The following is a 13,242-nucleotide window of genomic DNA, read 5'->3' on the forward strand; positions in this document are numbered from 1 at the left end:
TTACAACCTTTTACTCTTTAATCACGCCGCGAGCGCGCAGCAGCGCCGTTTTGAAATCTTCTTCGTAATCTTTCTGAATCCCCGGAATAACGGCTTCCTTTGCAGAGTCGCGCATTTTCAGATGGTAAATAAGAATATCGTCAGAAAGATCGGCAAGTTCCCCCTTGTAGCCGGCCTCTTTCGCCAGTTTCTGCAGGAATTGAATCAGATTCAGTTCCGGCTCTTTTTGCCAGGCCGGCTGGAGGAGTTCAATAACTTCATTCAGACGTTTACATTTCATGGTCATGCTCCTTACTCTTGATAGGCACAAGTTAACAGGGTCAATCCCACAATGAAAGAGGCGATATTTATATGCAAGGCGAGGCAATAACCGGCGTCGTGCTGGCCGGCGGAAAAGCCACGCGGATGGGCGGAGTGGATAAAGGACTGCAGCCGCTAAACGGGAAACCGCTATGGCGCTATGTTACCGATGCGCTGGAACCGCAGGTGACAAAGCTGGCGATCAGCGCTAATCGTAACCTGGAAAGATGGCACGCGACGGGTTACCCCATCTATACCGATAGCCTTAACGATTTCCCCGGGCCGCTAGCCGGCATGCTGTCGGTGATGCAGCGGATAGAGTGCCCCTGGTTTGCATTTTGCCCCTGCGACACGCCGTTTATTCCCCCGTTTCTGGTTGAACGTTTGCTGCAGCAGAAACAAGAGGCCCCGGTAGTCTGGGTGCACGACGGGGAGCGGGATCATCCCGCTATCGCCCTGATGCATCGCCGGCTGATACCACAGCTTGAGGCCTATCTGGCGGCCGGCGAGCGACGGGTGATGGTCTTTATGCGCCAGGCTGGCGGGCATAGCGTCGATTTTAGTGACGTAAAGTCTGCGTTTATTAATATGAATACGCTTGCTGATTTGCAGAATATTCACGATATCCAGGAGCCTTCATGATCCCTGTATTGGCCATTTCGGCCTGGAGCGGAACCGGCAAGACAACCCTATTAAAGCAGCTGATCCCGGCATTATGCGCCGAGGGGTTGCGTCCTGGTTTGATAAAGCATACCCATCACGATATGGATGTCGATAAGCCCGGGAAAGACAGCTATGAGTTGCGCAAAGCGGGCGCCGCGCAGACTATTGTCGCCAGTACGCAGCGCTGGGCGCTGATGACGGAAACCCCGGATCAAGAAGAAATAGACCTGCCGTGGCTGGTTAGCCGGATGGATGCCGCAAAGCTGGACGTTGTGCTGGTAGAGGGTTTTAAGCATGAACCGGTGGCGAAGATCGTGCTTTTTCGGCAAAACGGCGGGCATCGGGTTGAGGAGCTCGTTCTGGATAAGTACGTTATTGCCGTGGCCAGCGATGCTCCGGTTGCAACGTCTTTGCCGCAGCCTGGATTTAAACGATATCCCGCAGATCGCAGCATTTATTGTGCGCTGGTTGGAAGAAGAACGAGGGTGATGGTAGCAAGGTTAATTGTGTATCGTATCGCAGCGCTGCGATACACCGTTTTTCCTGAACCGCAGACAACAAAAAAACCCCATGCCTGCGCATGAGGTTTTTTTGTTTATTTGATGCCTGGCAGTTCCCTACTCTCACATGGGGAGACCCCACACTACCATCGGCGCTACGGCGTTTCACTTCTGAGTTCGGCATGGGGTCAGGTGGGACCACCGCGCTAGTGCCGCCAGGCAAATTCTGTTTGCCAACACGCCATAAGGCCTGTCAGCTAATCTGTATCAAGCTGATTATTCGTCTCACGCCAAAACAGCTTCGGCGTTGTAAGGTTAAGCCTCACGGTTCATTAGTATCGGTTAGCTCAACGTATCGCTACGCTTACACACCCGACCTATCAACGTCGTCGTCTTCAACGTTCCTTCAGGACTCTCAGGGAGTCAGGGAGAACTCATCTCGGGGCAAGTTTCGTGCTTAGATGCTTTCAGCACTTATCTTTTCCGCATTTAGCTACCGGGCAATGCCATTGGCATGACAACCCGAACACCAGTGATGCGTCCACTCCGGTCCTCTCGTACTAGGAGCAGCCCCCCTCAATTCTCCAGCGCCCACGGCAGATAGGGACCGAACTGTCTCACGACGTTCTAAACCCAGCTCGCGTACCACTTTAAACGGCGAACAGCCGTACCCTTGGGACCTACTTCAGCCCCAGGATGTGATGAGCCGACATCGAGGTGCCAAACACCGCCGTCGATATGAACTCTTGGGCGGTATCAGCCTGTTATCCCCGGAGTACCTTTTATCCGTTGAGCGATGGCCCTTCCATTCAGAACCACCGGATCACTATGACCTGCTTTCGCACCTGCTCGCGCCGTCACGCTCGCAGTCAAGCTAGCTTATGCCATTGCACTAACCTCCTGATGTCCGACCAGGATTAGCTAACCTTCGTGCTCCTCCGTTACTCTTTGGGAGGAGACCGCCCCAGTCAAACTACCCACCAGACACTGTCCGCAACCCGGATCACGGGCCCACGTTAGAACACCAGCCATTAAAGGGTGGTATTTCAAGGATGGCTCCACGCAGACTGGCGTCCACGCTTCAAAGCCTCCCACCTATCCTACACATCAAGGACCAGTGTTCAGTGTCAAGCTATAGTAAAGGTTCACGGGGTCTTTCCGTCTTGCCGCGGGTACACTGCATCTTCACAGCGAGTTCAATTTCACTGAGTCTCGGGTGGAGACAGCCTGGCCATCATTACGCCATTCGTGCAGGTCGGAACTTACCCGACAAGGAATTTCGCTACCTTAGGACCGTTATAGTTACGGCCGCCGTTTACCGGGGCTTCGATCAAGAGCTTCTCCCTAAGGATAACCCCATCAATTAACCTTCCGGCACCGGGCAGGCGTCACACCGTATACGTCCACTTTCGTGTTTGCACAGTGCTGTGTTTTTAATAAACAGTTGCAGCCAGCTGGTATCTTCGACTGACTTCAGCTCCACGAGCACGTCGCTTCACTTACCATCAGCGTGCCTTCTCCCGAAGTTACGGCACCATTTTGCCTAGTTCCTTCACCCGAGTTCTCTCAAGCGCCTTGGTATTCTCTACCTGACCACCTGTGTCGGTTTGGGGTACGATTCGTTGTTACCTGATGCTTAGAGGCTTTTCCTGGAAGCAGGGCATTTGTTACTTCAGCACCGTAGTGCCTCGTCATCACACCTCAGCGTTAAAAGGTTCCGGATTTACCTGGAGCCTCCGCCTACATGCTTAAACCGGGACAACCGTCGCCCGGCTAACATAGCCTTCTCCGTCCCCCCTTCGCAGTAACACCGAGTACAGGAATATTAACCTGTTTCCCATCGACTACGCCTTTCGGCCTCGCCTTAGGGGTCGACTCACCCTGCCCCGATTAACGTTGGACAGGAACCCTTGGTCTTCCGGCGAGCGGGCTTTTCACCCGCTTTATCGTTACTTATGTCAGCATTCGCACTTCTGATACCTCCAGCAACCCTCACAGGCCACCTTCAACGGCTTACAGAACGCTCCCCTACCCAACAACGCATAAGCGTCGCTGCCGCAGCTTCGGTGCATGGTTTAGCCCCGTTACATCTTCCGCGCAGGCCGACTCGACCAGTGAGCTATTACGCTTTCTTTAAATGATGGCTGCTTCTAAGCCAACATCCTGGCTGTCTGGGCCTTCCCACATCGTTTCCCACTTAACCATGACTTTGGGACCTTAGCTGGCGGTCTGGGTTGTTTCCCTCTTCACGACGGACGTTAGCACCCGCCGTGTGTCTCCCGTGATAACATTCTTCGGTATTCGTAGTTTGCATCGGGTTGGTAAGTCGGGATGACCCCCTAGCCGAAACAGTGCTCTACCCCCGAAGATGAGTTCACGAGGCGCTACCTAAATAGCTTTCGGGGAGAACCAGCTATCTCCCGGTTTGATTGGCCTTTCACCCCCAGCCACAAGTCATCCGCTAATTTTTCAACATTAGTCGGTTCGGTCCTCCAGTTAGTGTTACCCAACCTTCAACCTGCCCATGGCTAGATCACCGGGTTTCGGGTCTATACCCTGCAACTTAACGCCCAGTTAAGACTCGGTTTCCCTGCGGCTCCCCTATACGGTTAACCTTGCTACAGAATATAAGTCGCTGACCCATTATACAAAAGGTACGCAGTCACACCCCGAAGGGTGCTCCCACTGCTTGTACGTACACGGTTTCAGGTTCTTTTTCACTCCCCTCGCCGGGGTTCTTTTCGCCTTTCCCTCACGGTACTGGTTCACTATCGGTCAGTCAGGAGTATTTAGCCTTGGAGGATGGTCCCCCCATATTCAGACAGGATACCACGTGTCCCGCCCTACTCTTCGAACTCACAGAATGTGCATTTTAGTGTACGGGAGTATCACCCTGTACCCTGCGACTTTCCAGACGCTTCCACTAACACACAAACTGATTCAGGTTCTGGGCTGCTCCCCGTTCGCTCGCCGCTACTGGGGGAATCTCGGTTGATTTCTTTTCCTCGGGGTACTTAGATGTTTCAGTTCCCCCGGTTCGCTTCGTTAAGCTATGTATTCACTTAACGATAGTGCAACGAATTGCACTGGGTTTCCCCATTCGGAAATCGCCGGTTATAACGGTTCATATCACCTTACCGACGCTTATCGCAGATTAGCACGTCCTTCATCGCCTCTGACTGCCAGGGCATCCACCGTGTACGCTTAGTCGCTTAACCTCACAACCCGAAGCTGTTTCGTAAAACAGTCGCGTTGCGAAAATTTGAGAGACTCGAACACACTTAAAGTGTGTCGTTTCAATTTTCAGCTTGATCCAGATTTTTAAAGAGCAAAACTTCGCAGTGCACCTTTTCAGGAACACTCGGAAGTTTTCTTGTTTTGAGCAGTAAAAGGATGGTGGAGCTATGCGGGATCGAACCGCAGACCTCCTGCGTGCAAGGCAGGCGCTCTCCCAGCTGAGCTATAACCCCATCGTAATTGCTAATCTCCCGTACCGGTAATTCAGACTGAGACAAGGCGTGGAAGGACGAAGCATACTGAAGTATGCGAGTCGTTTCACAACGCAGTATTCAGGATGAATTTGGTAGGCCTGAGTGGACTTGAACCACCGACCTCACCCTTATCAGGGGTGCGCTCTAACCACCTGAGCTACAAGCCTGCAGAGATTTTTACTGCTTATTTTTCATCAGACAATCTGTGTGAGCACTACAAAGGCAGGTTCTTTCAGGTAAGGAGGTGATCCAACCGCAGGTTCCCCTACGGTTACCTTGTTACGACTTCACCCCAGTCATGAATCACAAAGTGGTAAGCGCCCTCCCGAAGGTTAAGCTACCTACTTCTTTTGCAACCCACTCCCATGGTGTGACGGGCGGTGTGTACAAGGCCCGGGAACGTATTCACCGTGGCATTCTGATCCACGATTACTAGCGATTCCGACTTCACGGAGTCGAGTTGCAGACTCCGATCCGGACTACGACATACTTTATGAGGTCCGCTTGCTCTCGCGAGGTCGCTTCTCTTTGTATATGCCATTGTAGCACGTGTGTAGCCCTGGTCGTAAGGGCCATGATGACTTGACGTCATCCCCACCTTCCTCCAGTTTATCACTGGCAGTCTCCTTTGAGTTCCCGGCCGGACCGCTGGCAACAAAGGATAAGGGTTGCGCTCGTTGCGGGACTTAACCCAACATTTCACAACACGAGCTGACGACAGCCATGCAGCACCTGTCTCACGGTTCCCGAAGGCACTAAAGCATCTCTGCTGAATTCCGTGGATGTCAAGACCAGGTAAGGTTCTTCGCGTTGCATCGAATTAAACCACATGCTCCACCGCTTGTGCGGGCCCCCGTCAATTCATTTGAGTTTTAACCTTGCGGCCGTACTCCCCAGGCGGTCGACTTAACGCGTTAGCTCCGGAAGCCACTCCTCAAGGGAACAACCTCCAAGTCGACATCGTTTACAGCGTGGACTACCAGGGTATCTAATCCTGTTTGCTCCCCACGCTTTCGCACCTGAGCGTCAGTCTTTGTCCAGGGGGCCGCCTTCGCCACCGGTATTCCTCCAGATCTCTACGCATTTCACCGCTACACCTGGAATTCTACCCCCCTCTACAAGACTCAAGCCTGCCAGTTTCAAATGCAGTTCCCAGGTTGAGCCCGGGGATTTCACATCTGACTTAACAGACCGCCTGCGTGCGCTTTACGCCCAGTAATTCCGATTAACGCTTGCACCCTCCGTATTACCGCGGCTGCTGGCACGGAGTTAGCCGGTGCTTCTTCTGCGAGTAACGTCAATCGACAAGGTTATTAACCTTATCGCCTTCCTCCTCGCTGAAAGTACTTTACAACCCGAAGGCCTTCTTCATACACGCGGCATGGCTGCATCAGGCTTGCGCCCATTGTGCAATATTCCCCACTGCTGCCTCCCGTAGGAGTCTGGACCGTGTCTCAGTTCCAGTGTGGCTGGTCATCCTCTCAGACCAGCTAGGGATCGTCGCCTAGGTGAGCCATTACCTCACCTACAAGCTAATCCCATCTGGGCACATCTGATGGCATGAGGCCCGAAGGTCCCCCACTTTGGTCTTGCGACATTATGCGGTATTAGCTACCGTTTCCAGTAGTTATCCCCCTCCATCAGGCAGTTTCCCAGACATTACTCACCCGTCCGCCACTCGTCACCCGAGAGCAAGCTCTCTGTGCTACCGTTCGACTTGCATGTGTTAGGCCTGCCGCCAGCGTTCAATCTGAGCCATGATCAAACTCTTCAATTTAAGTTTGATGCTCGTGAATTAAACTTCGTAATGAATTACGTATGTTCACTCAGAGACTTGGTATTCATTTTTCGTCCGAAGACGTTAAGAATCCATGTCACTTTGAGTGCCCACACAGATTGTCTGATAAATTGTTAAAGAGCAGGTGCGACGCGCTTTAGCGCTCTGTCGCGAGGTCCCGTATATTACGTTTTCCTCATTCAGAGTCAAGCGTTTATTTTGCTTTTCTCCGTCGGCTTTTGCGGCTGATATTCAGCGCTGAAGCCTGCTGACCCGGCGGCATGTTGGCCGTTGTTCCGTGTCAGTGGAGGCGCATTATAGGGAGTTCTCCGACGTTGACAAGCCCTGTTTGCAAAAAACTTTTCAACCGCCTCTTTTTTCACCAAAACGGGTCGCTGAGTGGCAAAAAACCGGCGTTTTGCCGTTTTAAACAACGAAACGCCCCGCCTGGTGGCATACTGAGAGAGTAGAAAAGAGAAAGGAACGGCATTTATGTCTCTAAGCGCACAGCAACTGGCGGCACAGAAAAACATCTCCTGGGTACTGGCGGAGAAACTGGCCCAAAAAATTCTGACCGGCGAATATCAGCCGGAAAGCATTCTCCCCGGCGAAATGGAGCTGGGCGAGCAGTTTGGCGTGAGCCGAACGGCGGTACGAGAGGCGGTCAAGACGCTGACAGCGAAAGGTATGTTATTGCCGCGCCCGCGCATCGGTACCCGGGTGATGCCACGCAGTAGCTGGAACTTTCTCGACAAGGAGTTGCTCTCCTGGTGGTTAACGGAAGATAACTTCGAAGAGGTGGTGACCCATTTCCTCGTCATGCGCAGCAGCCTTGAGCCCCAGGCCTGCTTGCTGGCCGCCACCTTGGGCAGCGCGGAGCAGAAAGCGCAGCTCAATAGCTTAATGGAAGAGATGGGCGAGCTGAAAAGACGCTTCCAGCGCGAGCGCTGGATTGAAGTCGATATGGCCTGGCATGAGCACATCTATGAAATGAGCGGTAATCCCTTCCTTATCTCTTTCGCCTCGCTATTCCATTCGGTCTATCACACCTACTTCACCTCTATTACCCAAAATGAGGTGGTGAAGCTGGATCTCCACCAGGCCATTGTTGACGCGATTCTGAATAGTGATGGCCCGCAAGCGCTCAGCGCCAGCCAGGCCCTGCTAAGCGCGCCAAACCATTCAGCTAAATAAAGGGTTCCGCATGACCGAGAAGAAAGGGCGTAGTATGGCCGGACTGCCGTGGATTGCGGCGATGGCCTTTTTTATGCAGGCGCTGGATGCCACCATTCTGAATACCGCCCTTCCGGCAATAGCCCATAGTCTCAACCGTTCGCCGCTGGCAATGCAATCCGCGATCATCAGCTATACGCTAACGGTGGCGATGCTCATTCCGGTCAGCGGGTGGCTCGCCGACCGCTTCGGCACGCGTAAAGTGTTTATTATTGCCGTTGGCCTGTTTACGCTCGGCTCCCTCGCCTGCGCGCTTTCCGGCTCCCTGACGGAGCTGGTCATTTTTCGCGTCATTCAGGGGATCGGCGGCGCGATGATGATGCCGGTCGCACGCCTGGCGTTACTGCGGGCCTATCCGCGCAGCGAGCTGCTGCCGGTGCTGAATTTCGTGACGATGCCGGGGCTGGTCGGCCCTATCCTTGGGCCCGTTCTCGGCGGCGTGCTGGTGACCTGGGCCAGCTGGCACTGGATTTTCCTGATCAATATTCCCATTGGCATCATCGGCATCCTTTACGCGCGTAAATGCATGCCGAACTTCACTACCCCGCGCCGCCGCTTCGATACCCGCGGATTTTTGCTGTTTGGGCTGAGCCTGGTGCTGTTTTCCAGCGGCATCGAACTGTTTGGCGAGGAAATCGTCGCCACCTGGATCGCGCTGACGATTATCGCCCTTAGCGTCCTTTTGCTGCTGGCCTATATCCGCCATGCCCGCCGCCATCCCACGCCGCTGATCTCGCTTTCTTTATTTAAGACCCGAACCTTTTCCGTGGGTATCGCCGGCAATCTGGCCACCCGTCTGGGCACGGGCTGCGTGCCGTTCCTGATGCCGCTGATGCTGCAGGTCGGCTTTGGCTATCCGGCGATTATCGCCGGCTGCATGATTGCGCCGACCGCCGTCGGCTCTATTATCGCAAAATCCACCGTCACGCAGATTCTACGCTGGCTCGGCTACCGGAAAACGCTGGTAGGGATAACGATATTTATCGGCCTGATGATCGCCCAGTTCTCGCTCCAGTCGCCCGCGATGCCCGTCTGGATGCTGCTACTGCCGCTGTTTGTTCTGGGGATGGCGATGTCCACTCAGTTCACCTCAATGAACACCATTACGCTTGCCGATCTGACCGATGATAACGCCAGCAGCGGCAATAGCCTGCTGGCGGTCACGCAGCAGCTATCGATCAGTCTCGGGGTCGCGATTAGCGCGGCGGTACTGCGCTTTTATGAAGGATTCGACAGCGCCAATACCGTGGAGCAGTTTCACTACACCTTTATTACGATGGGCGCGATCACCGTGGTGTCCGCACTGGTGTTTATGCTGTTAAAAGCGAAGGATGGCCGTAACCTGATAAAGGAACGGCACAAACGTTAAGCTGAGCCGCGAACGATAAGCTCGGGCGTGAGCTGTACGCGCTGCTGCTGCTGTCCGGGATCGGCCATCCGGTGGATCAGTACATCAATCGCCAGCTCGCCCAGCTCATCCTTCGGCTGATGGATAGTCGTCAGCGGCGGCGTCATATAGCGGGCCAGCTCAATATCGTCATAGCCCACCAGCGCCATATCCTGCGGAATACGCAGCCCGGCCTGATAGAGAGACTGATACGCCCCAAACGCCATGGCGTCGTTGCCGACAAATACCGCCTGCGGTCGTTCAGATAGGGCCAGCAGACTCCTGCATCGCGCTGAATCCGCCGCCAAACTCAAAGTCGCCGGTAATCACGTATCCCTCCGCTATCTCCAGCCCGGCGCGGGACATCGCGGCGTGATAACCCTCCAGGCGCAGCCGTGACGGAGTTTTATCCAGCGGACCGGCAATACAGGCGATCCGGGTATGCCCCTGGTCAATCAGGTACTGGGTCGCCATATCGCCGCCCAGCAGCGAGTTATCCTGAATCAGATCGCTGTCGCCATCAAACGGCGCCCAGTCCATCATCACCGTTGGCACCGAAGGATAGCGCTGCATAATTTCTGGCGAAGGCTGATGCGTCTCGGTACAGAGCAGCAGTAAACCATCAACGCGCTTTTGCATTAGCGTTTCCAGATTACTGTTCATGCGCTGCTCATCGCCTTCCGTATTGCACAACACCAGGCTATAGCCGCGCTCGAAACAGCTACGCTCCACGCCGCGCACCAGCTCAGAATAAAACGGGTTGGTACTGGCCGTGATGAGCATACCGATGGTACGGGTTTGATTGAGCTTGAGGCTACGCGCCAGAGCGGACGGCGCGTAGTTCAGGTTTTTGATCGCCGCGTCCACTTTGGCGGTAACCGCCTCGCTGACGAAACGATCTTTATTAATGACGTGGGAAACCGTCGAGGTGGAAACGCCCGCCTCGCGGGCCACATCCTTCATGGTAGCCAAGCGTTACCCCTGTTGACGTAAAAATTCGTCGATTTCTTTTCGCCACGGCACTGAAGGCTGAGCGCCCTTGCGGGTAACGGCAATGGCGGCAGCGGCATGGGCAAAGCGGATAGCGTCTGCCAGCGCGGTGCCCTCCAGTAAGGCGGTCACTAAGGCGCCGTTAAAGGTATCGCCTGCGGCAATGGTATCGATGGCCTGAACCTTAAAGCCCGGAACCCGACGGCCTTCACCCGCGTGGCTCACCCAGACGCCGCGGCTACCCAGCGTAATAATGACGGTACCGATACCTTTATGATGAAGCACGCTAGCCGCTTTGGCCGCATCGTCATCGTTTTCGACGCGAATACCGGTCAGCTTCTCCGCTTCCGTTTCGTTAGGCGTGATGATGTCCACCAGCGCCAGCAGCTCATCCGACAGCTCGCGAGCCGGGGCCGGATTCAGCACCACGCTTGTTTGATGCTGATGGGCGATTTTAGCCGCCGCCAGCACGCTCTCCAGCGGCGACTCCAGCTGCATCAGCAGCGCATCGGCGTCGGCAATCCGCGTCTTCTCGGCCTCAACCTGGGCGACAGAAAGAGCGGCATTGGCGCCGGCATGAATGCCGATGACATTCTCACCTTCACCGTTAACAAAGATCAGCGCCACGCCGGTTGATTCATCTTTTACCGCGCGCACCGGCGCGATGTCGATGTTATCGCTCGCCAGCTGGCGGCGAACGCGCTCGCCGATATCGTCATCGCCGGTACAGGCGATAAACGCAATATTTGCCCCGCTGCGCCCGGCGGCAACGGCCTGGTTGGCCCCTTTACCGCCAAAAGCTACCTGATAATGGTTACCGGTGACGGTTTCGCCCGGCGTCGGGAAAGATTTAAGGTTAAGAATGTGATCGGCATTGATGCTGCCAAGGACGACAAGTTTGCCTGAGGTTTTCATCATTTGAGTTCCCGGGAAAGCGCGCCACCGGACTCCGGTGGCGCATGCCCTGCTTTTCTTTTTTATGTTGTCCCTCGGACCGTTGCCGGCCCGAATCGCATATTACTGCTTAATGACCAGTTTCAGCTCAACCGGATAGCTGGCATCCACTTTTTCACCCTTCAGCACTTTATCAGCAGTCTCGACGCCTTTCACGCCGATCTGCTCAGGCAGCTGGGCGATGGTCGCAGCCAGTTTGCCACTATTTACCGCTTTTTCGCCATCCGGAGTGCCGTCAAATCCAACCACCATCACATCGGATTTACCCGCCGTTTGTAAAGCACGCAGCGCGCCCAGCGCCATTTCGTCGTTCTGAGCAAATACCGCCTGCACGTCCGGATGCGCCGTCAGCAGGTTCTGCATGACGTTCAGGCCCTTGGTACGGTCGAAATCTGCCGGCTGGCTCGCCAGCACGTTAAATTTGTGCGCCGCTACGGCCTGCTTAAAGCCTTCGCCACGCTCGCGCGCCGCGGATGTCCCTGCGATACCCTGCAGCTCAATAACCTTCGCGTTCTCACCCGCTTTCTGCGCAATATAGTCGCCGGCCATTTTGCCGCCGAGCACGTTATCAGAAGCAATATGGCTGACCACGTCGCCTTTTGCCGCCTGACGGTCAAGGGTAATAACCGGGATCTTCGCCTGATTAGCCATCTTCACGGCGTTACCTACCGCATCAGAGTCGGTCGGGTTGATCAGCAGCAGCTTAGCGCCGCGCACCGTCAAATCCTGCACGTTGGCCAGCTCTTTCGCCGGGTTATTTTGCGAATCCAGCACCACCAGGTTATAGCCCAGCTTGTCGGCTTCTTTCTGCGCGCCATCTTTCAGGGAGACAAAGAACGGGTTGTTAAGGGTCGAGATAACCAGGGCAATGGTATCTTTCGCCATCGCGTTGGCGCTCACGGTCGCGCTTAAAGCAACAGCAGATACCAGGGTCGCCAGTTTTTTCATATTCATAGTTAAGATGTCCTGTAGAGTTCTTAGTTACTGCTTTTTGTTATCTACCAGTACCGCCAGCAAAATGACCACCGCTTTTACGATCATCTGGTAATAGGAAGAAACGCCTAATAGGTTCAAGCCGTTATTCAGGAAGCCGAGGATTAGCGCGCCGATCAGGGTACCGACGATACGCCCCTTGCCGCCGGCCAGGCTGGTGCCGCCCAGTACCACCGCGGCAATGGCATCCAGTTCATAGCCGGTCCCCGCCGTCGGCTGCGCGGAGGAGAGGCGCGCCACTTCGATAATGCCCGCCAGCGAAGCCAGCAGGCCGCATAACGAATAGACGATAATTTTGACTTTATTGACGCTGATGCCGGACAGACGCGTGGCCGCTTCATTGCCGCCCAGCGCGTAGATATAGCGGCCCAGGCGCGTGTGGTGCAGCATGTACCAGGCCGCCAGGAAGACGATCGCCATAATCCACACCGGCGTCGGAACCCCTAACGGGCGGCCGATACCAAACCAGCCAAACAGGTCGGCATTATCCGTAAACCCGGTATTGACCGGGCTGCCGTTGGTGTAGACCATCGTCACCCCGCGTAGCAGCAGCATCATCACCAGAGTGGCGATAAAGGCCTGCACGCGCCCCTTAGCCACAATCACGCCGGTCACTGCGCCAATCGCCGCGCCTAAGGCAAGCGCCGCGGCGATCGCCACCAGCGCATTAACCTCAAGGCCGACAATCGACGCCGCGACCGCGCCGGTCAGCGCCAGCAGGGACCCCACCGACAGGTCAATCCCCGAGGTGAGAATAACCAGCGTCATGCCCACCGCCATAATGGCGTTAACCGACGTCTGCTGCAGGATATTGAACAGGTTATTGACGGTAAAAAAGTTGGGGCTCATGGTCGAGACAATCGCTATCAGCACCAGCAGGGCAATCAGCGATTTTTGCTCCATCAGCCATGCTTTAGTGAAATAGCGGCGACCAGCAACAGCCTGGGTTGTCAT

Annotated in this window: 7 protein-coding genes, 2 tRNA genes, 3 rRNA genes and 2 pseudogenes; 4 read left to right on the forward strand and 10 right to left on the reverse strand. The window is 55.0% G+C overall.

Going from position 1 to position 13,242, the window contains the following annotated elements; all coding sequences use genetic code 11:
• Nucleotides 1-10: 10 nt before the first annotated feature.
• Nucleotides 11-280 (reverse strand): YihD family protein, encoded by a 270-nt coding sequence (locus ABOC21_RS25085; RefSeq protein WP_426813668.1) that lies wholly within the window; start codon nt 278-280, stop codon nt 11-13.
• Between the two features lie 71 nt (nt 281-351).
• Between ABOC21_RS25085 and mobA the strand changes: the two genes are divergently transcribed.
• Together mobA and mobB are read left to right on the forward strand one after the other, a co-directional pair.
• Nucleotides 352-942, forward strand: a complete 591-nt coding sequence (mobA, locus tag ABOC21_RS25090; RefSeq protein WP_426813669.1) for a molybdenum cofactor guanylyltransferase MobA — start codon at nt 352-354, stop codon at nt 940-942.
• A pseudogene (gene mobB / locus ABOC21_RS25095) lies at nt 939-1,452 on the forward strand (molybdopterin-guanine dinucleotide biosynthesis protein MobB). The gene mobA and the pseudogene mobB overlap by 4 nt, the downstream one beginning before the upstream one ends.
• Nucleotides 1,453-1,567: 115 nt before the next feature.
• Here the strand turns inward: mobB and rrf are convergent.
• From rrf to ABOC21_RS25120, 5 genes are all read right to left on the reverse strand, one after another.
• Nucleotides 1,568-1,683 (reverse strand): 5S ribosomal RNA (gene rrf, locus ABOC21_RS25100).
• A 91-nt stretch (nt 1,684-1,774) separates the two neighbouring features.
• Nucleotides 1,775-4,681, reverse strand: a 23S ribosomal RNA gene (locus ABOC21_RS25105).
• 176 nt (nt 4,682-4,857) lie between these two features.
• A tRNA-Ala gene (locus tag ABOC21_RS25110) sits at nt 4,858-4,933 on the reverse strand.
• 111 nt (nt 4,934-5,044) lie between these two features.
• Nucleotides 5,045-5,121, reverse strand: a tRNA-Ile gene (locus tag ABOC21_RS25115).
• Nucleotides 5,122-5,191: 70 nt separating this feature from the next.
• A 16S ribosomal RNA gene (locus ABOC21_RS25120) occupies nt 5,192-6,731 on the reverse strand.
• The 16S, 23S and 5S rRNA genes sit together here with 2 tRNA genes alongside, the layout of an rRNA operon.
• A gap of 492 nt (nt 6,732-7,223) precedes the next feature.
• Here ABOC21_RS25120 and ABOC21_RS25125 point away from each other — a divergent pair.
• Nucleotides 7,224-7,925, forward strand: coding sequence for a FadR/GntR family transcriptional regulator (locus ABOC21_RS25125; protein WP_426813670.1), 702 nt, complete (start codon nt 7,224-7,226; stop codon nt 7,923-7,925).
• Between the two features lie 10 nt (nt 7,926-7,935).
• The gene (gene mdtD / locus ABOC21_RS25130) at nt 7,936-9,333 is read left to right on the forward strand and encodes a multidrug transporter subunit MdtD (protein WP_426813671.1); all 1,398 of its coding nucleotides are present in this window, start codon (nt 7,936-7,938) and stop codon (nt 9,331-9,333) included.
• Here the strand turns inward: mdtD and rbsR are convergent.
• The 4 genes and pseudogenes from rbsR to rbsC all read right to left on the reverse strand — a co-directional run bounded on the left by rbsR (nt 9,330) and on the right by rbsC (nt 13,242).
• A pseudogene (gene rbsR, locus ABOC21_RS25135) lies at nt 9,330-10,323 on the reverse strand (ribose operon transcriptional repressor RbsR). The gene mdtD and the pseudogene rbsR overlap by 4 nt on opposite strands.
• 3 nt (nt 10,324-10,326) lie before the next feature.
• Complete coding sequence (gene rbsK, locus ABOC21_RS25140; protein ID WP_426813672.1) at nt 10,327-11,259, reverse strand: ribokinase; 933 nt, start codon at nt 11,257-11,259, stop codon at nt 10,327-10,329.
• Nucleotides 11,260-11,358: 99 nt separating this feature from the next.
• Nucleotides 11,359-12,249, reverse strand: a complete 891-nt coding sequence (rbsB, locus tag ABOC21_RS25145; protein ID WP_426813673.1) for a ribose ABC transporter substrate-binding protein RbsB — start codon at nt 12,247-12,249, stop codon at nt 11,359-11,361.
• Nucleotides 12,250-12,276: 27 nt separating this feature from the next.
• Complete coding sequence (gene rbsC / locus ABOC21_RS25150) at nt 12,277-13,242, reverse strand: ribose ABC transporter permease (RefSeq protein ID WP_426813674.1); 966 nt, start codon at nt 13,240-13,242, stop codon at nt 12,277-12,279.

Origin of the sequence: Klebsiella sp. WOUb02, from assembly GCF_050058015.1 — a bacterium.
GTDB lineage: Bacteria > Pseudomonadota > Gammaproteobacteria > Enterobacterales > Enterobacteriaceae > Klebsiella.